The following is a 19,978-nucleotide window of genomic DNA, read 5'->3' as shown; positions in this document are numbered from 1 at the left end:
GCACCCGCGGGATCAGGCGAACGCGCGCACGGCTTCTTCACGCGTTTCGTGGATGCTGAACACGCGATGCATGCGCATCAGCTCGAACAGCGCGCGAACCGGCCGCGACATCGCGCACAGCTTGAAATCGCCGCGCTGCCGATGCGCCTGGCGCTGGCACGCGATCAGCGCGCCGAGCCCGGAGCTGTCGACGAAGCGCAGCGTCGACATGTCGAACACGATGCGATCGTGGCGCTCCAGCCAGGGGCCGATCGCCTCGCGGAAATCCTTGACGTTGCCCGCGTCGAGGTGCGCCTCGTGCAGGCGGACGAGCAGCGTGCCGGACGGGTCGTGGGTTGCGATCAGTTCCATGGAGCCTCCCTGGTTCGACGAAGCGTCGGTCGGATTGGATGCCCCCATTGGACGCCATCGCGGCGTTCGCAGTGTCACCGGAATGTGAACTGTGCGCGAAACAGGCCCGGCAGGATCAGCGTTCGCCGGCAGCCGCTTCGGCCACGGCCGACAGCGTGTGCAGCAACGCGGCAAACGGGGCCGCAAGCGGCGCGGCGCCGGCGCCCGGCGAGCGGACCTGGCCCTCCAGATCGCGGGCGGCCCGGCCCAGCGCGTCGAAGCCGTAGGCGCCGGCCGCGCCGGCCAGGCGGTGCAGGCCGCCGGCCAGCGCGTCGCGCGCACGATCCGGATCGGCCGCCCAGTCGTCCCAGGCTGCCGACAGTTCGTCGCGCCGGCCGGCCAGGCCGAGCGCGAAGCGGCGTTTCAGCGCCGCGAACCGTTCGTCCTGTTCAGGCGTCGCCGGCCCGCCGGTCATGGGCGTAGTTCCAGTAGATTTTCAGATTGTCCGGCAGCGCGACCGGATCGAACGGCTTCACGATCACGCCGGTGGCGCCATGCGCGAGCAGGGCCTCGATCTCGTCCGGCAGCGCGCGGGCCGACATCAGCACGATCGGCGTGTCGCGCAACGCGGGGCGCGCGCGCAGGGCGCGCATCGTTTCCGGCCCGCCGAGCGTCGGCATCATCACGTCGAGCAGCACCAGGTCGGGCGCAAACGCGTCGGCCTGGTCGAGCGCGTCGGTGCCGTCGGCGCACAGGCACAGCTCGTAGCCGCCGAGCGTCGCCAGGCTGAAATCGAGGATGGTGCGGATGTCCGGATCGTCTTCCGCGCACAGGATCCGTCTGAGCGTATCGTTCATCGATGCGGGCCTCCCTCCGGGCCGATCGCTCGGCCGATTGCCGTCAACAGCATGTCGTTGTCCGCCTCGCGCTTGGCGAGATGCGCGAACGTCAGCGCGTGCGCCTGGGGCGCCGGCACCGCGTCGGTATACAGCAGCACCGGGGCCGGCCCCGCGATGGCCGCCAGACGCGCGGCCACCGTATCGAGCGCCGTGCCCGCCCCCTGCGGATCGCAGATCACCAGCGCCGGCGCGGGCCCGTCCGGGCGGGGCAGGACGGCGTCGTCCAGCGTGCGGGCGAGGCAGACGTCGTAGCGCATCGACAGCAGGGCGCCGAGTCGCGAGCGGGCCGCCGCGTCGCGATCGATCACGACGACGCGCGGCGCGACGCGGCGCATCGGGACGATCCGTCCTTCGGCGTCGCAGCACGGCAGGTCGATGTGGAATTCGGCGCCGCGCCCGGTGGCGGACGTCAGTCCGACCCGCCCCTGCATCCGCTCGATCAGCACCCGCGTGATGTGCAAGCCGAGGCCGGTGCCGGTGCCGACGCGGCGGTCGGTGTCGTCCGCTTGCGAGAACTTCTCGAAGATGCGCGCGCGAAACGCGTCCGGCACGCCTGGCCCGCGATCGCGAACGGCGATGCGCACGCGATCGCCCGACCGGTCGGTCCTCAGGTCGACCTGCGCGCCGGCCGGGGAATGCTTGACGGCATTCGACAGCAGGTTCGCCATCACCTGCAGGAACCGGTCGGCATCGACGCGCACGATGGCGCCCGACGCGGGCCCGACGCGCCCGATCGCGACACCGAAGCGGCGCGCGTAGTCGGCGTTGGCGGCAGCGGTTTCGTCGAGCAGGGTGTCGAGCGCATGCGTGCTCAGTTGCAGCGTGACGCGGTCGGCCTCGAGTTTCGCGACGTCCAGCACGTCGTCGATCAGGCGGCCGAGACGCTCGCCGTTGCGCTTCGCGACGTCCAGCAGCTTCTGCGCGGCAGCCGGCAGTTCGCCGGCCGCGCCCGCCACGAGCAGGTCGACCGCGCCCGACACGGACGTCAGCGGCGTGCGCAGCTCGTGGCTCACGGTGCTCAGGAAGTCGTCCTTCAGGCGTTCGAGCCGGCGCTGTTCGGTGAGATCGCGCACCAGCACCGAGACCCGGCCGGCCGGATCGTTGCGCCAGCGGCTCATGCGCACTTCGGCCGGAAAGATCGTGCCGTCGGGGCGCTTCGCATCGATCTCGCAGGTGGCGCGCCGCGCGTCCGGCCGCCACGGTTCGCCGTGGATCGTGGCCCCCAGCGTGGCGAGCGCCAAGCCGTCCGGCGGCAGCGCGTCGATGCCGAGGAGGCCGCATGCCGCCGCGTTGGCGTCACGGATGCGCTCGTCGCGGTCGACCGTCAGCACGGCGTCCTCGACATGATCGAACAGCTCCCGGTTGTGCGCGGCGAGTTCGGCGATACGGGTTTGCAGGAACAGCACGCGGCCCAGATTGCGGATCTTGGCGTCGAGCAGCGCGGGATCGACGGGCTTGACGAGGTAGTCGTCGGCGCCGCACTGGATCGCGCGGACGAAATGGTCGTCGCCCTGCATCGACGACATCACGATGATCGGCAGCCACGCGCCCTGATGCGACTCCCGCAGCGCACGGGTGACTTCGAAGCCGTCCATGTCCGGCATCAGCAGATCGAGCAGCACGAGATCGACGGGCTCGACGCGGCTCAGCTCCAGCGCCTGCATGCCGCTCGCTGCCTCGAGCGCCGCGTGGCCGGCCCGGCGCACGAGCGCCGCGAGGGCGGCGCGGCTCGCGTCGATATCGTCGACGACCAGCACGCGCAGCGGCGTGCCGGAGAGACGGCTGACCGGATCTGGCGTCATCGGGTGGTCTTCCATGATGCGGCCCTGTCTTGGGAGCGGGTCGGGCAACGCGGCGGACTGCGACGGCGAAAGCTCGGACGATTATGCCACCGCGGGTGCCGGTTGTCCGGCCCGGTTCTCCCCGGGGGGCGGGGCGCGGCACTGTTTGCAAATCCGTCACGATTCGGGCGATACGGCGCGTTTCAATGGCATCGAACCCGATACAGGAGACCCGCCATGACCCTCGACCCACACCTCGCAGTCGTTTCGCCGCGCCGCGCGGCGCTCGCCCTTCGCGTCGCGCGGCTGGCCTGGCGCTGGCACGCGTGCCGCTACGCGTGCGTCAAGCGCGTGATCGACATCGCGGTCGCGTCGTCCGCGCTCGTGATGCTCGGCCCGCTGTTCGCCGCCGTCGCGATCTGCGTGCGGCTGGAGGATCGCGGGCCGGTCCTGTTCTGGCAGCGCCGGGTCGGGCGGCACGGGCGCGAGTTCGCGTTCCCGAAGTTCCGGTCGATGGTCGTCGACGCCGAGCGACGCCGCACGGAAATCGGCCACCTCAATCAGCACGGCGCGGCGGGCGTCACCTTCAAGCGCGCCGACGATCCCCGCATCACGCGCATCGGCCGCTTCATCCGCCGCACCAGCATCGACGAGCTGCCGCAGCTCTGGTGCGTGCTGACCGGCGACATGACGCTGGTCGGGCCACGGCCGCCGCTGCCCCGGGAAGTGGCGCGCTACACGCCGTCCGACCGTGGCCGCCTGCTGGTGACGCCCGGCCTGACCTGCATCTGGCAGGTCAGCGGCCGCGCGAACATCGCCTTTCCGGAGCAGGTGACGATGGATCTCGCCTACATCCGCGAACGGTCGCTCGCGCTCGACCTGAAGCTGCTCTGCAAGACCGTGCCGGCCGTCCTGCGCGGCCACGGTGCGTACTGACCGGCTCCGTCGGCGGAACGGGCGGGCGGCAACCTGACCCGGCCGCGACCGCCGCAACCTTGCTCTGGGGAAACACCATGTCTCGTTCACAGGAAGCAGCGCGCGAGCGCGCCGCCGCTCGCTGCGCCGGCGCCGTGACGGCCGGCCTCGCGCTGCTGCTGCTCGCCGTGCCGCTCGTGCTGCTGGCCCCGTTCTCGCGTGTCGAACGGATCGCGCGCATCGGCCGGGCCGGGCGCCCGTTCAGGATGTGGCGGCTGGCGCCCCGCGGCGCGGGCCCGCATCCGGTGCGCGCCCGCTTCGGCGTCGACGCGTGGCCGGCGCTGCTGAATGTCGTGTGCGGACAGATGGCCTGGGTCGGGCCGAGGGCGCTCGCAAGCGTCGACGCGGCGCCCGCCGGGCTCGGCGAGCAGCGGCTCGCGGTGCGGCCGGGGCTGATGAGCCTGTGGTCGCTGCGGCGTCGCACGCTGATCGACTACGGGACCGAATGGCAGGCCGACCTTGAATACCTGCGCGATCGCGGCGCGCGCCGCGACCTCGGCATCGCCGTCCGTCACGTGCTCCTCGCGTTGATGACCGGCGTCGCCGGCCGGCACGCCGCGCCGGACGACGTGACGATCGTCGACGTGCGCTTCGACAACCTGTCGATGCAGGACGCGATCGCGCGCATCCGCGACCGGCTCGACGCCGACGCGCCGCCGGCCCAGGTCTGCTTCGTCAACCCGGCGTGCGTCAACGTCGCGGCGCGGCATCGGCGCTATCGCGCCATCCTGCGACGGGCCGCGCTGGTGCTGCCGGACGGGATCGGCATCAAGATCGCCGGCGACCTGCTGTCGACGCCGCTGCGCCAGAACGTGAACGGCACCGACCTGTTTCCCCGCCTGTGTGCGGCGCTGGAAGGCAGCGGCCACGGCATCTTTCTGCTGGGCGGCAAGCCCGGCGTCGCGCAAGCGATGGCCGGGCGCATCGCGCAGCAGTACCCGGGCCTGTCGATCGCCGGCTGCCGGCACGGCTATTTCGATCCGCACGACGCGACGGCCGCGCGCGAGGTCGTCGACGCGGTCCGTGCCAGCGGCGCGCGCCTGCTGCTCGTCGCGATGGGCGTGCCGGTGCAGGAACAGTTCATCGCGCGGCATCTCGACGCCTTCGGCGTCAAGGTCGCGATGGGCGTCGGCGGGCTGTTCGACTTCATGTCGGGCGCGACGCCGCGCGCGCCGGCATGGCTGCGCGAACTCGGCGGCGAGTGGCTGTTTCGGCTGGCCATCGAACCGGGCCGCATGTGGAAGCGTTACCTGATCGGCAACACAAGCTTCCTGGCGCGCATCGCGTTGCAACAGCTCGGCTGGCGCCGCCGCATCGTCTGCCGCATCGTCGGCGCCGACGAATTCGCCGCGCCGCCGCCGGCGGTGCGCGCCGGCCGGCGCTGCATCCTGTTCGCGACGCGTCCCGCGCCGGACGATTTCCCGGTGCCGGCCGGCACCCCCGCCGCACTGCTGCCGGTCGGGGCGACGACCGCGCTGGAGCAGGTGCTGCAGAACCTGGCGGTGGCAGGCTGCTCGCATGTCGACCTCGTCGTCAGCGACGCGCCGGACACCTTCCGGGCGCTCGTCGGCGACGGCCAGCGCTGGGGGCTGGACCTGCACCTGCATCTGAGCGCCAGCGCCAGCCATCCGTACGATTGGCTGTATCGCATCGGGGCCGGCGCGACCGACGACACCGTGCTCGTCGGGCATGCCGAGATCGTGCCCGGCGCGCCCACGCTGGCGCGCCTGTACGACGACCCGGCGCTCCTGGTCGAACCGCGCGACGCGGGCGGCACGCACTGGCTCGGCTGGGGCGGCGCGAGCCGCGACGCGGCGGGCCGAACGAACGTCGCACTGGATGCCGACGCGCTGCATCGTCTGCTCGAGCGCGCGCTGCCGTCGCGTACGGCGGATGGCGGCGAGTTCGTGCGGGTCGATTCGATGGCCGGCTGGATGCGGGCGCAAGCCGCCGGGCTGACGGCCGTCGCCGCGGGCGGCATGCCGTCGCATTACCGGGCCGAGGCGTGGGGCGGGCGGGGCGCGCAATGCCGGATCGCGCCCGATGCGGTGATCCACGGCCCCGTGCTCATCGGCGAACGATGCCTGATCGGTTCGGGCGCGGAGATCGGCCCGAACGTCGTGATCGGCGACGACGTGATTCTCGGAACCGGCACGTCGCTGCGCGACACGACCGTGCTGCCCGGTGTCTACGTCGGGCCGGGCCTCAGCCTCGACGGCGCCGTCGTCGGGCCGGCGAGCCTCTACAGTGCGCGCTGGCGCGCGAAGCTCGCGTTCCGCAGCGGCGACGCCGTGATCGCGCCGCTGCTCGCACCGACCGGGCAGCAGGGGGCCGGGCTGCCCGGTCGGCTGGCGGCGCTCGCCCTGGCCACGCTGCTCGCGCCGTTCGCCGCTGCCGTCGCCGCGACGCGCTTCGGGCGCGAGGGCGGCCACGTGTGGACGCACGAAAGCGTCGTGACCGGCTGGGATGCTGCGTCCGCCGCGTGGATCGAGCGCCCGATACGCGTGCCGAGAAAGGGCTACGGGAAATGCCGCGGCCGGGTCCTGTCGATGTTCGGCAACGCGCTCGATGTCGCGGCCGGCGTGCGCAACTGGATCGGGCCGCGGCCCCGTTCCGCCGCCCAGTTGGCGATGTTGCCGCGCGACTGGCAGATGTTGCTGGGCGCTCGTCCGCCCGGCTGGCTGAACACGCCGGTACTGGCTGCCGGAATCGGGCCGGACGCGCCGGACGACGCGTTGCCGCCGGACGATCCGCTCGTGAGCGAAATCCAGGCGGCCGCCGATCTCTACGGCATCGCGACGCGCCGGCCGTTCCAGTTGCTCCGCATGCTGATCGCGGCGCTGAGACTGAAATTCGCGTAAGCGGATCACATCGACATCGTTGCACCGACACAAGGGGGAATCATGTTCAAGGTAACGAAAGCCGTCTTTCCGGTCGCGGGGCTGGGCACGCGTTTCCTGCCCGCGACGAAGGCAAGCCCGAAGGAAATGCTGCCGGTCGTGGACAAGCCGTTGATCCAGTATGCGGTCGAGGAGGCGATGGCGGCCGGCATCAAGGAAATGATCTTCGTGACGGGCCGCGGCAAGCGGGCGATCGAAGATCACTTCGACAAGTCCTACGAGCTGGAAAACGAACTCGAGAGCCGGGGCAAGACCGCGCTGCTCGACGCGGTGCGCAGCATCAAGCCGCGCGACGTCGATTTCTTCTTCGTGCGCCAGCCGGAAGCGCTCGGTCTCGGCCATGCCGTGCTGTGCGCGCAAAAGCTGGTGGGCGACCATCCGTTCGCCGTCATCCTGGCCGACGACCTGCTCGACGGCACGCCGCCCGTGATGCGGCAAATGATGACGGTGTTCAATCACTACCACAGCTCGATCATCGGCATCGAGGCCATTCCGCCCGCCGATACGCGCGCGTACGGCGTCGTCGCCGGCAAGGCCTGCGGCGATTCGATCGTCAAGCTGTCGGGGATCGTCGAGAAGCCGGCGCCGGAAGCCGCGCCGTCGAATCTCGGCGTCGTCGGCCGCTACATCCTGATGCCGCGCATCTTCGACCACTTGCGCGCGTTGCGGCCGGGCGCGGGCGGCGAGTTGCAGCTGACCGACGCGATCCAGTCGCTGCTCGCCGACGAGCAGGTGCTGGCCTACCAGTACCAGGGCCAGCGATTCGATTGCGGCAGCAAGCTCGGGTACCTGAAGGCCACGGTAGAGTTCGCGTTGCGGCACCCGGAAGTGGCCGCGCAATTCGGCGCGTACCTGGATGCGTACCTCGGCGCGCGCGCCCGCGCCCCGGCCGGCCGGACACGCCGCGCCTGCGGGCCCGTGCCGGCCGACGGCCGGGACGATCGCGGCACGGTGGCGGTTGCCGGCGAACGGCCCGCATCCCCGGCCGAAGCCGCCTGTCCCGAGGTCGTGTGACGGCGCACGGCACGCGGCCGGCCGCTTCGTGCCGTCCGGCGCGCGGCGGGCGGTCGACGTTCGGCCGGTTGCGCGGCGAACGGCATCTTGATGGTCCGGGACAATTGCTATAAAAATACGGGCGTGTCCGCCATCGCGGGGCACGCGGCGGGGCGCGCGGTACATCGCGCGGGCACCCGCGACCGGTACGGCCGGGCGGCGCGTCGACCACGCGTGCCGTTGCCGGCCCGCGGCATGCAGCATGGCGTCAGCGGCAGAAGGCCGGCCCATGCCCGATCACGGGCATGCCGTCACCATTCCCAACGAACGGGCTCCATGAATCCCCCTCTCGTTCTCATCGTCGACGATTCCCCGAACTACCGGCTGCTGCTCTCGCGCACGCTCGGCAAGCTCGGCTTCGGCATCATCGAAGCGGAGGACGGCGCGCAGGCGCTGGCGCTGCTGCGCGAGCGGCCGGAGATCGCGATGGTCGTGAGCGACTGGGAAATGCCGGAACTGGACGGCCCGGCGCTGTGCCGCTCGATACGGGAGGAGTCGCTCGGACGGTACATCTACGTCATTCTCCTGACCGCGCGGGACGGTTCCGAGTCGCTCGTGGACGGGATGGAGGCGGGCGCGGACGATTTCCTGACCAAGCCCGTCGACGTCAACGAACTGCGCGTGCGCCTGCGCGCCGGGCAGCGCGTCATCGCGCTGGAGGCGGCGCTGGCCGAACGCAACCGGCATCTCGCCACCGCGTACCAGCAGATCCGCAACGACCTGCAGGCGGCCGCCACCGTTCAGCAGTCGATGCTGCCCCCGGCCGATCTGGCGTTCGACGGGCTCGACTGCGAATGGCTGTTCATCCCGTCGGCCTACCTTTCCGGCGACATGCTGAACGTGAAGGCCGCCGCCGGCGGGCACGTGATCTTCTACGATATCGACGTCGCGGGCCACGGCGTGCCCGCCGCGATGCTGTCGGTGATCGTCAACCGCCTGCTGAGCCGGGAATCGGAGCGCAGCGACGAAAGCGCGCCGCGCGAGCCGTCCGCGGTCGTCAGCCGGATGAACGCGCAACTGGCCCGCGAACTGTCCGACGGCACCTACTTCACGATGGCGTACGGCGTGATCGATACGCGCACCGGCGAGGGCAGGCTCACGCAGGCCGGGCACACGCACCCGTTGCTGGTGAACGCCGACGGACACGTGACGCGGCTCGGCGACGGCGGGTTTCCCGTCGGGCTGATCGAGGCGTGCGACTACGACACCGTTCCGTTCTCGCTGCAGCCGTCCGACCGGCTCTATCTGTATTCGGACGGCGTGACGGAATGCATGGACCCGACCGGCGAGCAGTTCGGCGACGCGCGCCTGGAACGGTTCCTGTCCGAACACGCCGGTGCGCCGCTGCGCGACACGCTGGACGCGTTGCGGCAAAGGCTGCACGAATGGCGCGGCGCGGAATCCGCCGAGTTCGACGACGACATTTCGGTACTCGCCCTGCAGAAACGCGTCCACTGACGCCGACTGCCGGGGCGGCAACTGACTGGGGGGAATCGTGTTGACGGAAACGACGGCGCTGGACGACATCACGTTGATGAAGATACGGGTCACGCGATTCGATACGTTCGTGGCGCCGCGCATTCGCGACGAACTCCTCGACCTCGTGCGACAGGGCGCACGCAAGATCGTGCTCGACCTGCAGCAGGTCGCGTTCGTCGACAGCAGCGGGCTGGGCGCGATGGTGTCCGGGGTCAAGGCGCTGGACGGGCAGGGCGATATCGTCCTGTGCGGCGCGTCCGACGCGGTCCGCACGCTGCTCAAGCTCACGCGCATGGATCGCGTGTTCCGCATCGTTGCCGATTTCGATGCCGCCTGCGCGTATTGGCGCACGTGACACCGGCCACCCGACCGAACGCGGATTCCGCATGACTACCCGACAGGCCTCCTCCGGTCGCTCCGCGCCCCCCAGCCGGGCCCGCTTTCCCGCGCGGCTCGATGCGTTGCGCGGCATCGCGCAGTGGGTGCGTGCCGAATGCGGTCGCGACGCGGCGGCGCCCGCCTGGGTCGATCAACTGGAACTCGCGATCGTGGAAGCCGCATCCAATGCGATACGGCATGGCGGAACCGCGACCGTGCAGCCATGCGCCCGCGGCGCACATCCCGATTTCGGCATCGTGCTGGCGCTGCGCATTCAGCCGCGCCGCATCGTCGTCGATCTTTTCGACGCGGGGCAGGCCGCGCCGGACGGGCTGTTCGACCGGCATCACCCGACTCCCGCGTTCGACCCCGCCGATATCGAACGCCTGCCCGAGCGGGGCATGGGGCTCGGCATTCTTTACGCATGCGTCGACGCGGTCTCGTACCGGCGGCGTCTCGGAATCAACCGGTTGCGGCTCGTCAAGCACGATCCGGCGACCGGCGGCGCGGAGGGAGCGTGACGAACTACGAAGAGATCTTTCAGGAAAGCTATCGCCGCGTCACCGGCGACGATAACGGTGCGCGTTTTTTCGAGCGCTTCTACGACAACTTTCTCGCGTCCTCGGACGACATTCGCGAGAAGTTTGCCCAAACCGAAATGACGCGCCACCAGCAACTGGCCCGCAAGTCGTTCTTTCATCTGCTGACCCTGTACCACACCAAGGTCACGTCGGACTACCTCGAACGCATCGCGATCGAGCACGGGCCTGCCAGGCTGTGCATCCCCGAAGCGATGTTCAATGCGTGGCGATCCGCGATCCTCGCGACGGTTCGCGAACTGGACGCGCACCATTACGACGCCAAGGTCGAGATTGCATGGGCGATGACCATCGCCCCCGGGCTCGAGTTCATGCGGCAGATGGCCACGCACGGTGCGGCGGCCGGCGTTGCGGCCGGGCTCGACGCGTCGGGGCGCGCTCCGGGCCGGCCCTGAGCGCCCCCGCGCCGCGCGCGCTCAGGGCGCCGCCGCGAGAAGGGTCCGGCTGATCTCGTCGACCAGCCGCACGAACCCGTCCCGGACGGCCGCGGTCGCGGCCACCGCCGCATCGGCGTGCGCCTGTCGCGCGGACTGTTCGAGGTGCAGCGCAAGGGCCGTGAGTTCCGCACTGGCGAAGGTCCCGGCATCGCCTTTCAGCTTGTGCGCGAGGCGCGCGAGTTTCGGCAGGTCGCCCAGCCGGGCGGCGGCGTCGATTTCGTCCAGTTGCGCGGCCGCGCCGTCGACCAGCATCCGGGCCAGTTCCTGCAGCAGCGCCGCATCGTTGCCCAGTTGCGACAACGCGATCCGCCGATCGAACAGCGCGGGACGGGGCGCGGCGTCGAGCGTCGGCGCCGTATCCGGCAACGATGCCGTCACCCTGTCGATCTCGCGCACCAGGGCTTCGACCGACACCGGCTTCGACACGTAGCCGTCCATTCCGGCCGCAAGGCAGCGCTCCCGGTCGCCCTCCATCGCGTGGGCCGTCATGGCCACCACGGGAACACGCGGCAGCCCGTCGCGCTGCTCGCGGGCACGCCACGCGCGCGTCGCGGCGAGCCCGTCCATCTCCGGCATCTGGACATCCATCAGCACGACATCGAAACCGCCCCGTGCCAGTTTCTCGAGCGCTTCGCGGCCGTTGGACGCCAGCTCCGCCCGATGGCCGAGATTCTCGAGCATGCGCAGCGCCAGCCGCTGATTGATCGGATTGTCCTCGACGAGCAGCACCGCGTGGCGATGTTTCACCGCCGCCGCCGTCGCCGCGGCGGGAACGCGCGACGCCTGGCCCGGTTGCGGCGACGCGAAGATCGCGTCGCCGAGAATCCTGACGAGCGTGTTGAACATTTCCGACTGGTCGACGGGCTTGGTCATGCACGCCGCGATGCCCGCTTGCCGAAGCGTCGCGGAATCGAGCTTGCTGGCCAGCGACGTCAGCACGATCACCGAGGTCCGCCGCAGCGACGGGTCGCTCGCGACTTCGAGCGCCAGCGAATAATCGTCGCAGTCCGGCAACTGGCCGTCCACGAGCGCGATCGCAAACGGCTCGTCCGACTTCGCTTGCCGGTACAGCGCGTCCAGCGCGTCGTCGGCGTTGTCCACGCAGGCCGGATTCATCCCGAAATTGCGCAGCATGTCGTTCATCAGACGCAGGTTCGTCGCGTTGTCGTCGACCACCAGGACGCGCACGCCGCGCAGGGACGGCGGCAGCGGCGGGTGCGGGAGCGCCGGCCCCGTCCCCAATGCGAAGGGCAGCGTGAAGCCGAACGTGCTGCCGGCGCCCGGCGCGCTCTTCACCGACAGATGGCCGCCCATCATCGCGACCAGGTGCGACGAGATGGTCAATCCCAGCCCCGTGCCGCCGTAGCGCCTCGTGGTCGAACTGTCGCCCTGGGAGAACGAATCGAAAATATGCGCGAGATGCTCGGGAGCGATGCCGATCCCGGTGTCGGCCACGGCGAAACGCAGCATGACCTTCGAATCCAGCGCGCGCTCGAGGTGGACGGAGAGCCGCACTTCGCCGCGCTCCGTGAATTTCAGCGCGTTTCCGACCAGGTTCGTCAGCACCTGCCGCAGGCGGCCGGCGTCGCCGACCAGCGAATCGGGCACGTCGTGACCGATCTCGCTCAGCATCTCGACCTCCCGGTCGCTGCCGCGGAAGGCGGTCGTGCGCAGCGTCTCCGTGATCGTCGCGCGGACGCTGAAGTCGATCGAGTCGAGCAGCAGCTTGCCCGCCTCGATCTTCGAAAAGTCGAGCACGTCGTTGATGACCGTCAGCAACGACTGCGCGGACGACAGCACCATCGTCAGGTACTCGCGCTGCTCCTCGTTCAGCTCGGTTTCGAGACAGAGCCGCGCCATGCCGATGATGCCGTTCATCGGCGTCCGGATCTCGTGGCTCATGTTGGCGAGGAAGGCCGACTTCGCGTCGTTGGCCGCGTCGGCTTGCTCCTTGGCGTTGCGCAGGTCGCGTTCCTGCTGGTATTGAGCGGAAATATCGCGGTGCGTGCCCGTCATGTGCGTGGCCGCGCCGCCGTCGTCGCGGTCCGCCAGCGCATTGGCCTGGACATGGCGAACGTCCCCGTTCGGGCGGACGATGCGAAACGGCGCGATGTCGGTCTCGCGTTCCTGGATGATCGCGTCGAGCGCGCGAAACAGCAGCGCACGATCGTCGGGATGCAGCAGCGACCGCCAGCGTTCGACCGTCATCGTTTCGCCCGCCGAGGACGGCGGCAAACCGTAGATCTCGAACATGCGGGCATTCCATGTGACCGTGCCCGCATGCACATCCCAGGTCCAGATGCCGAGTTCCGCCGCCTTCACCGCGAGCAGCAACTGGTCGCGGGCGGCCGCCAGCTCGTGACGTTGCGCCTGCAACAGGGTATTGAGCTCGTTCAGTTGCGCGGTTCGCCGGGCGACCTGCTCCTCGAGACCGGAGTTGAGCTCGATGATGCGGGCTTCCGCGGCTTTCTGCGCGGTGATGTCGCGCACGGTTTTCGATACGCCGACGACCTGGCCGGCCACGCCGAGAATCGGCGAAATGCTGGCGGACACGTCGAGCAGATGGCCGTCCTTGTGACGGCGGCGCGTGTGGCGCTCCGGTATGCGTTGCCCGCGCGCGATCGCCGACAGCCACTCGCGTTCTTCGTCGATCAGTTCGGCCGGAACGATCAGCGCCGTGAGAGAACGGCCGATGGCCTCGCCCGCGCCGTAGCCGAAGATCGCTTGCGCGCCGCTGTTCCAGCTCGTCACGATGCCGTCGAGCGTCAAGCCGACGATGCAGTCCGCGGAACTCTCGACGATCGCGGCGAGCCGCGAGCGTTCCTCCTGCACCTGCCGCCGCCGCTCGGCGCCCAGCCCGAGCGCGAATGCAATCAGCGCGGTCAGGACGCTGACGACGCTCCCCGCGACGACGACGGTGGCGGGGGAGGTCTGGTGCAACGCCGCGACGAACCCGGGCGTCGGGCGGAACGCGAACGACCAGATGCGACCGTACACATGGCGTTGCGTGACGACGGTAAAGGGTGCATCGGCATCGGCCGCCGCGGAGGCGCCGGACGCGTAGAACGGCACCGGGCGACCGGGCGCGGTGACGTCGCTGGCGGACAAGCGGATGCCGTTGCGCTGAAAATCGAGATCGGCAAGCACCTCGTCCATGACGAGCGGCGCGTAACTCCAGCCGATCGCGGCGGCCTCGCGCTCGGAGACGGTCTGAAGCGCGGCGCCCGGACGATAGATCGGCAGCAGGAACAGGAAGGACTGACGCGCCTTGCCGGTGGCCTGGACCAGCGTGACGGGGCTTGTCAAAGTCGCGGCGCCGGTGCGCATCGCCGCGAGCGCCGCACCGTGCCGATTGGGCTCCGAAGCGATGTCGAGGCCGACCGCGGCGCGGTTCGGCGCTTCCGGTTCGACGTAGGCGACCACCTCCAGCTCGCCCTGGTGCGGCGCCAGCTGGCGAATCGCGAAGCTTCCCGCGCCGTCCGCACGTTGACGCTCGACGAACCGCGCGGCATCCGGCGGCTGCACCCGGACGATGAACCCGAAACCCATCGCGCCCGGGAATTCATGCGCGACGTCGCGGGTCTGGCTGTAACGGAGGAAGATCTCCCGGGAGATGCGGTCTTCGCCCGCGGCGACAATCGCGCCCCGCGCGCCCCTCAACCCGTATTCGTATCGCCCGATGCGCGTGACGATCGTGTCGGCCGCGTCATTCGCGGCCTGGCCGAACGCGGCACGGGCCTCGCGCTCGTTTCCGACGCTGACGATGCGGCCGGCCAGGAGGCTGCACACCAGTCCCGCGATCACGATCGCCGCGACCGTCGCCGACACCCGCGATACACGAACCATTCGCTTCAATTTCCCCCCTTCGAACGGGCGAATACCAATGCGGCAGCGGGAATCGGCGTGCAGGGCCGCGCAATGATCCTGGTTCGGAAGCTATCACTGTCCGCAGGACGAATCAACCGCCTGCCGGACGGCGTCCGCCATGGGGCCCGGAGGTGGCGCTTGGGTGCGAGGTCGTCGCGTGTCACGACGCGGCGTCTGCCGGCGTCACGATGGACGCGGCGCGGAAATCGCATCGGCTTCGTATAGCGGGCGGATCGTTGCAACGATCGAAACAGTCGGGTCGTTTGCATGCCGTCCTGCGCTCGCAGGGCGTCGCCGCTTCGCCGGCCGGGCAGGCGGATCCATACACGACGTCTGGCGCGTCGCATCGACCGGTCCCGCCAAAAAGGCGGCGTCGTCACCCGGCCCGCCTTCCGGGCGGCGACGCCTGCAATCACTGATCCCGATCAGTCCATCGACCGTGCGCACCCGGTTCGCGGGCCGTCAGTCACGCGGAATGCGTCGTATCGGCATCGACCGGGCAGTTGTCGTCTGCCGGATATTGCGCAGCATATCGATCCATCAAGATAACTTTTCTTATCACAATAGCTTTATCGTGAATCCAAACTCGCCGTTTCCAAAACGCGCCTTGATGCGCGACGTCCGCCCCGTACCTGCGTAGCTCGCCGCCGATTCGCGGGCAGGGACGCGGCCGCCCGATCCGCGCGCCGTTCGCACCGTTACGCCGGCGCGTTCATCCGCGCATGCAGCACCGTCAACACGTCGGCCGTCACGCGCGCGACGCCATGCGCGGTCGTGTCGACGAACGCATGCGCGCATTCGCGATACAGCGGATCGCGCATCCGGTACAACGCGGCGAGCGTGTGCCGCGGCTCGGCCACCTGCAGCAGCGGCCGCCGCGTGTCGTCGCGCGTGCGGCGCCACAGCGCATCCGGGTCCGCATGCAGATAGATCACGCAGCCGCGCTCGCTCAGGCGCGCACGGCTGCGGGGATTCAGGACCGCACCGCCGCCGGTCGCCACGACGACGTTCGGGCGTTGCGTCAGTTCGTCGACGATATGCGTCTCCAGCAGACGAAAGCCGCCTTCGCCGACCATGTCGAACAGCACGGGGACCGAACGGCCCGTGCGCCGCTCGATCTCGTCGTCGCAGTCGGCGAACGCCCAGCCGAGCGATACCGCGAGCGCCCGGCCGAGCGTCGACTTGCCGGCCCCCATCATGCCGACCAGGAAGACGCGCTCGGGCAGGGCGCACGAGCCGGCCGCCGCGACGACCGCGCTCATAGCCGGCGGGCGAGCGGCCAGCGGGCCCGCGTCGCCATGCAGATGCGCCGGGCCCGCACCGCGTCCGACAGCGTGTCGAGGGCCGCGCCGGTCGACGCGTCGTCGGCGTCGAGCAGCGCGCCGAGCACCGGCTCGTCCGGATCGCCGGTCGCGATGTGCTCGGCCGCATCCGCCACGATGGCCGGCGACGTAGGCCCGACCGTCTCGCTGCGCCCGGGCAGCCGCCACCCGTTGCACAGGTCGCGCCAGCGCACCACCAGGCCGCAAAACGACCCGCCGCTCGGCACGGCCGCATCGTCGCGCGGCGCCGCCGTGTCGCCGGACGCCGCACGCCGCATGATCCAGCTCGCGAATTCGAGCAGCGACGCGTCGTGATCGAGCGTCGCCGCATCGAGCGCGACGCTCACGCCGGCTTCCCGCAGCCGCCCGAGCAGCGGCCGCACGCCGTCGTGTGCGCCGCCGACCGGCTGCAGCAGCACCTCCAGCTCGTCCTCGTGGCGGCTGACGAGTGCATGGTGCCGCGCGAGCGCGGCCGGCTCGAGCAGCGTCTGTGCGGCATGCCGGACGATCACGATCGCGCGATCGTCGCGGCGCTCGACGATCGCGCCGATCCGGCGCCGCGCACGCGCCACCGCGGCGCTCATGTGTCGCTCCCGAAATGGCGCGCGCGCATCACAGCGAACCCTGGAACTCGAGCACCCGCGTCTTGAATTCGTCCGGCACGGCCAGCGTCGTGTTGCTCTCGTAATCGAACATCACGTGGGTCGACATGCCGCGCGCGACGATGGTCTGGTCGTCGCGCTCCATCAGGTGCTCGAGATCGAAGCTCTTGCTGCCGAAGCGCACGATGCTCGACCGGATCGTCAGGTTGTCGCCGAACTGCGCCGGTGCGAGGTATTCGCACTGCGTCTTCACCATGATGTGCGGCAGCTTCTCGCTGCGCGGCAAGCCGAGCAGGTCGAACATGTAGCAGAGGTACGAATGCTGCAGATAGTCGTAATAAACAGGGCTGCTCACATGCCCCATCGAATCCGTATCGCGATACTTGACGTGAATGGGCGTTTCGTAATGACGCTTCGACATGGTGACTCTCCGCAATGACTTGGTTGATTTATATATTCGTACCTGATTGGCCTATCAGGCATCCGAAAATTAATCGAACACCTATCGGGCCGCCACTATCAGAACGAATAGCGACCGGCTCAGAAGGCCCGTAGCATCTGGACTCCAGCGCAGCCCTTGACGTCTGGTTATTACCGATTGAAAAGTACGCGATCTCAATTATCACAATGCGAAAAAAGGCATCTTAAATACCGCAATTGTCTTATTCCGCCTTATATTCGTCATTCATAAGGTTATGAATTAGAAACTGGTAAATATGTCAGTTGCGCCTGGAAAGCGGCATTCAATAAAGTCGCGCTGTAGTAAAAAATCCCGCGAATTATCGACAGGAGGGCAGTCCCCATGCATGCAAACGCCAGGATGACGAACCGTGACGCCGTGCTGCACTTGCCGTCCCCCGTGGATCTGGCCGGTGCGCTGCAGCCGACGCTGCGCGCGGCGCGTACGGTTCATGCGACCCGCCGTGCGATCGTCGACGTGCTCGGCGGCGCGGACGATCGTCTCGTGGTCATCGTCGGCCCGTGCTCGGTGCACGATCCGGACGCCGCACGCGACTATGCGGCGCGGCTCGCGCTGCAGCGCGCGCGATTCGAGGACGAGCTGGAAATCGTGATGCGCGTGTACTTCGAGAAGCCGCGCACGACGGTCGGCTGGAAGGGGCTCATCAACGATCCGCTGCTGGACGGCAGCGAGCGGATCGATGCAGGGCTGCACACGGCCCGCGCGCTGCTGTGCGACATCAACGGTGCGGAAATGCCGGCGGCGACCGAGTTTCTCGATCCGCTGTCGCCGCGCTATCTGGCCGACCTGGTTGCGTGGGGGGCGATCGGCGCGCGCACCGTGGAATCGCAGGTGCATCGCGAGCTGGCGTCGTCGCTGCCGATCCCGATCGGCTTCAAGAACGGCACCGACGGGAACGTGCAGGTGGCCGTCGATGCGATGTGCGCGGCCGCGCGCGCGCATCGCTTCCTGTCGGTCGATGCGGGCGGCCGGCTATGCGCGGCAGCCTCGCCCGGCAATCCGCATACGCACGTCGTGCTGCGCGGCGGGCGCGAGCCGAATTTCGACGCGGCCGCCGTGGCGGCCGCATGCGATCGCATGGCGGCCGCGCGCATCGCGCCGCGCGTGATGATCGACGTCAGTCACGGCAACAGCCGCCGCCAGTTCCGGAATCAGCTCGGTGTGGGCGCGGATGTCGCCGAGCAGGTCGCGGCCGGCGATACGCGCATCGTCGGCGTGCTGATCGAGTCGAACCTGATCGAAGGGCGCCAGGACCTGGTGCCCGGCATCCCGTTGCGCTACGGGCAGAGCATTACCGACGCGTGCCTGTCGTTCGCCGATACCGCACGGCTGCTCGAGACGCTCGCGCACGCGGTGCGCGCGCGGCGGCGAGGGCATGCGCCGGTGTCCGGCATCGAGTTCGCGCAGGAGCCGCTGCTCGCGTGCTGCGCATGAGCGGCCCCGCACGGCGCGGTCAGATTTCGGCTTCGTCGTAGATCCGCGTCACGTCGCCGGCCCACGCGCCGGAAAAACGGGCGAGCCAGTGCTCGGCCTGGGTCGGCGCGCCCGCGACGATCTCGTCGAGCGGCGCGAGATACATCGATTCGTCGCGGCCGGCTGCATCCCTGCGCGCCCGCGCGCGCAGGCCGCGATGCGCGATCGCGAGCGCATCGGCCGCGAACGCGCGCAGCGGACGGCCGTCGACCGATGCATCGAGCCCGTCGCGCGGCACGTCGCGACGCAAGGTCAGCAGCGCGCCGCGGTCGATCGCGGCGCTCAGCGTCTCGGCCTCCGACAGCGCGGCCGGGTCGTACAGCAGGCCGGTCCAGAATGCGGACAGCGCGACCATCATCGCGGGCGAGCCCACGTCGGCGCCGCGCATCTCGAGATAGCGTTTCAGCCGCACCTCGGTAAAAACCGTCGTCAGATGGTCCGCGAAATCGCCGAGCGTCGGCGTCTCGCCCTCGAGGTGCGGCACGCGGCGTCGCATGAAGTCGCGGAACGTCCAGCCGGTCGCGTCCATGTAGCGGTCGCCGCGCCGCACGAAATACATCGGCACGTTGTCGAGCAGCCAGCTCACGTAGCGCTCGAAACCGAAGCTGCGCGACAGGAACAGCGCCGGCGCGCCGCAGCGATCCTCGTCGGTGTCGAGCCACGTATGCGCGCGCGTCGACAGCAGGCCGGTCGGCCGGCCTTCGCGGAACGGCGAATTCGCGAACAGCGCGGTCGCGACCGGCTGCAGCGCGAGCGACACGCGCATCTTGCGCGCCATGTCGCTTTCCGACGCGAAATCGAGGTTGACCTGCACGGTGCAGGTGCGCTGCATCATGTCGAGCCCGCGCGACCCGACGCGCGGCATGTAGCGCCGCATGATCCCGTAGCGCTGCTTCGGCATCCACGGCAGCGCGGCCCGCGACAGGTGCGGGTGAAACCCCAGCGGCGCGCAGCGCAGGCCGAGCGGATCGCACGCGTCGCGCACCGCCGCGAGATGCGCGTGCAGTTCGGCATGCGTATCGTGCAGCGTCTCGAGCGGGGCGCCCGACAGTTCGAGCTGACCGGCCGGCTCGAGCGAGATCGCCGCGCCGTCGCGCCCGGTCACGCCGACGATCCGCCCGGCGTCGACGATCGGCGTCCCGTCGCCGCGCAGCCGCTCCAGCACCGCGGCGATGCCGGCCGGCCCGTCGTAGGGGGCGGGCGCATGCGTCGCGCGCGCGACGACGAACTTCTCGTGCTCGGTGCCGATCCGGAATTGCGCCGGCGGCTTGCAGCCGGCGGCCAGATGATCGGCGAGCTGCTGCTCGGAAACGATCGGCGTATTGTCCGATCCGACGGCATTCGACATCGACACCCTCCACAAGGCATATTGAGCGACCGACCGGTCGGTCGCACGGCGACT

The 19,978-nt window shown here is 69.7% G+C and carries 16 protein-coding genes and 1 pseudogene; 8 read left to right on the top strand and 9 right to left on the bottom strand.

Translation table 11 applies throughout. The annotated features are described in order from the left end of the window. Nucleotides 1-12: 12 nt before the first annotated feature. From GQ56_RS0122505 to GQ56_RS0122490, 4 genes are all read right to left on the bottom strand, one after another. A complete protein-coding gene (locus GQ56_RS0122505) occupies nucleotides 13-351 on the bottom strand; it encodes an STAS domain-containing protein (protein ID WP_031400785.1) in 339 nt (112 codons plus the stop codon). A 115-nt stretch (nucleotides 352-466) separates the two neighbouring features. Beyond that, entirely contained in the window at nucleotides 467-805 is a 339-nt protein-coding gene (locus GQ56_RS0122500) for an Hpt domain-containing protein (RefSeq protein WP_031400784.1), read from the bottom strand. Then, entirely contained in the window at nucleotides 780-1,187 is a 408-nt protein-coding gene (locus GQ56_RS0122495) for a response regulator (RefSeq protein ID WP_031400783.1), read from the bottom strand. The genes GQ56_RS0122500 and GQ56_RS0122495 overlap by 26 nt, the downstream gene beginning before the upstream one ends. Then, the gene (locus tag GQ56_RS0122490; RefSeq protein WP_031400782.1) at nucleotides 1,184-3,031 is read right to left on the bottom strand and encodes a response regulator; all 1,848 of its coding nucleotides are present in this window, start codon (nucleotides 3,029-3,031) and stop codon (nucleotides 1,184-1,186) included. Before GQ56_RS0122490 ends, GQ56_RS0122495 begins: the two co-directional genes overlap by 4 nt. A gap of 216 nt (nucleotides 3,032-3,247) precedes the next feature. On the opposite strand from GQ56_RS0122490, the gene GQ56_RS0122485 reads away from it, so the two are divergent. The 7 genes and pseudogenes from GQ56_RS0122485 to GQ56_RS0122455 all read left to right on the top strand — a co-directional run bounded on the left by GQ56_RS0122485 (nucleotide 3,248) and on the right by GQ56_RS0122455 (nucleotide 10,789). Next, complete coding sequence (locus tag GQ56_RS0122485) at nucleotides 3,248-3,946, top strand: sugar transferase (RefSeq protein WP_052007310.1); 699 nt, start codon at nucleotides 3,248-3,250, stop codon at nucleotides 3,944-3,946. A gap of 77 nt (nucleotides 3,947-4,023) precedes the next feature. Next, nucleotides 4,024-6,846: a WecB/TagA/CpsF family glycosyltransferase gene (locus GQ56_RS40215; protein ID WP_052007309.1), complete on the top strand. Its 2,823-nt coding sequence runs from the start codon at nucleotides 4,024-4,026 to the stop codon at nucleotides 6,844-6,846. A gap of 42 nt (nucleotides 6,847-6,888) precedes the next feature. Further along, a pseudogene (gene galU, locus GQ56_RS0122475) lies at nucleotides 6,889-7,740 on the top strand (UTP--glucose-1-phosphate uridylyltransferase GalU); the annotation flags it as partial. Nucleotides 7,741-8,214: 474 nt separating this feature from the next. Then, nucleotides 8,215-9,396, top strand: coding sequence for a PP2C family protein-serine/threonine phosphatase (locus GQ56_RS0122470; RefSeq protein ID WP_031400778.1), 1,182 nt, complete (start codon nucleotides 8,215-8,217; stop codon nucleotides 9,394-9,396). A 40-nt stretch (nucleotides 9,397-9,436) separates the two neighbouring features. Then, nucleotides 9,437-9,772, top strand: coding sequence for an STAS domain-containing protein (locus tag GQ56_RS0122465; RefSeq protein WP_031400777.1), 336 nt, complete (start codon nucleotides 9,437-9,439; stop codon nucleotides 9,770-9,772). A 31-nt stretch (nucleotides 9,773-9,803) separates the two neighbouring features. After that, nucleotides 9,804-10,316 carry an ATP-binding protein gene (locus GQ56_RS0122460; RefSeq protein WP_161788571.1) on the top strand — a complete coding sequence of 171 codons (513 nt, stop codon included), beginning with the start codon at nucleotides 9,804-9,806 and terminating at the stop codon, nucleotides 10,314-10,316. After that, entirely contained in the window at nucleotides 10,313-10,789 is a 477-nt protein-coding gene (locus tag GQ56_RS0122455) for a globin (protein WP_052001219.1), read from the top strand. Before GQ56_RS0122460 ends, GQ56_RS0122455 begins: the two co-directional genes overlap by 4 nt. A gap of 21 nt (nucleotides 10,790-10,810) precedes the next feature. Here GQ56_RS0122455 and GQ56_RS40210 read toward each other — a convergent pair whose 3' ends face one another. From GQ56_RS40210 to GQ56_RS0122435, 4 genes are all read right to left on the bottom strand, one after another. After that, nucleotides 10,811-14,677, bottom strand: coding sequence for a CHASE domain-containing protein (locus tag GQ56_RS40210; RefSeq protein ID WP_052007308.1), 3,867 nt, complete (start codon nucleotides 14,675-14,677; stop codon nucleotides 10,811-10,813). 719 nt (nucleotides 14,678-15,396) lie between these two features. Next, nucleotides 15,397-15,960: a shikimate kinase gene (locus GQ56_RS39475; RefSeq protein WP_052001222.1), complete on the bottom strand. Its 564-nt coding sequence runs from the start codon at nucleotides 15,958-15,960 to the stop codon at nucleotides 15,397-15,399. Continuing rightward, nucleotides 15,957-16,604 (bottom strand): hypothetical protein, encoded by a 648-nt coding sequence (locus tag GQ56_RS0122440; protein WP_031400772.1) that lies wholly within the window; start codon nucleotides 16,602-16,604, stop codon nucleotides 15,957-15,959. Before GQ56_RS0122440 ends, GQ56_RS39475 begins: the two co-directional genes overlap by 4 nt. A 28-nt stretch (nucleotides 16,605-16,632) precedes the next feature. Next, nucleotides 16,633-17,043, bottom strand: a complete 411-nt coding sequence (locus GQ56_RS0122435) for an acyl-CoA thioesterase (protein WP_031400771.1) — start codon at nucleotides 17,041-17,043, stop codon at nucleotides 16,633-16,635. Between the two features lie 399 nt (nucleotides 17,044-17,442). Between GQ56_RS0122435 and GQ56_RS0122430 the strand changes: the two genes are divergently transcribed. Continuing rightward, nucleotides 17,443-18,537, top strand: a complete 1,095-nt coding sequence (locus tag GQ56_RS0122430; RefSeq protein WP_063934565.1) for a 3-deoxy-7-phosphoheptulonate synthase — start codon at nucleotides 17,443-17,445, stop codon at nucleotides 18,535-18,537. A gap of 19 nt (nucleotides 18,538-18,556) precedes the next feature. On the opposite strand, the gene GQ56_RS0122425 is transcribed toward GQ56_RS0122430, so the two are convergent. Further along, nucleotides 18,557-19,924, bottom strand: coding sequence for a glutamate--cysteine ligase (locus GQ56_RS0122425; RefSeq protein WP_031400769.1), 1,368 nt, complete (start codon nucleotides 19,922-19,924; stop codon nucleotides 18,557-18,559). Nucleotides 19,925-19,978: the final 54 nt, after the last annotated feature.

It is taken from the genome of Burkholderia paludis, from assembly GCF_000732615.1.
GTDB lineage: Bacteria > Pseudomonadota > Gammaproteobacteria > Burkholderiales > Burkholderiaceae > Burkholderia > Burkholderia paludis.
The sequence above is the reverse complement of the archived record's forward strand: the minus strand, read 5'-3'. Positions and strand labels throughout refer to the sequence as shown.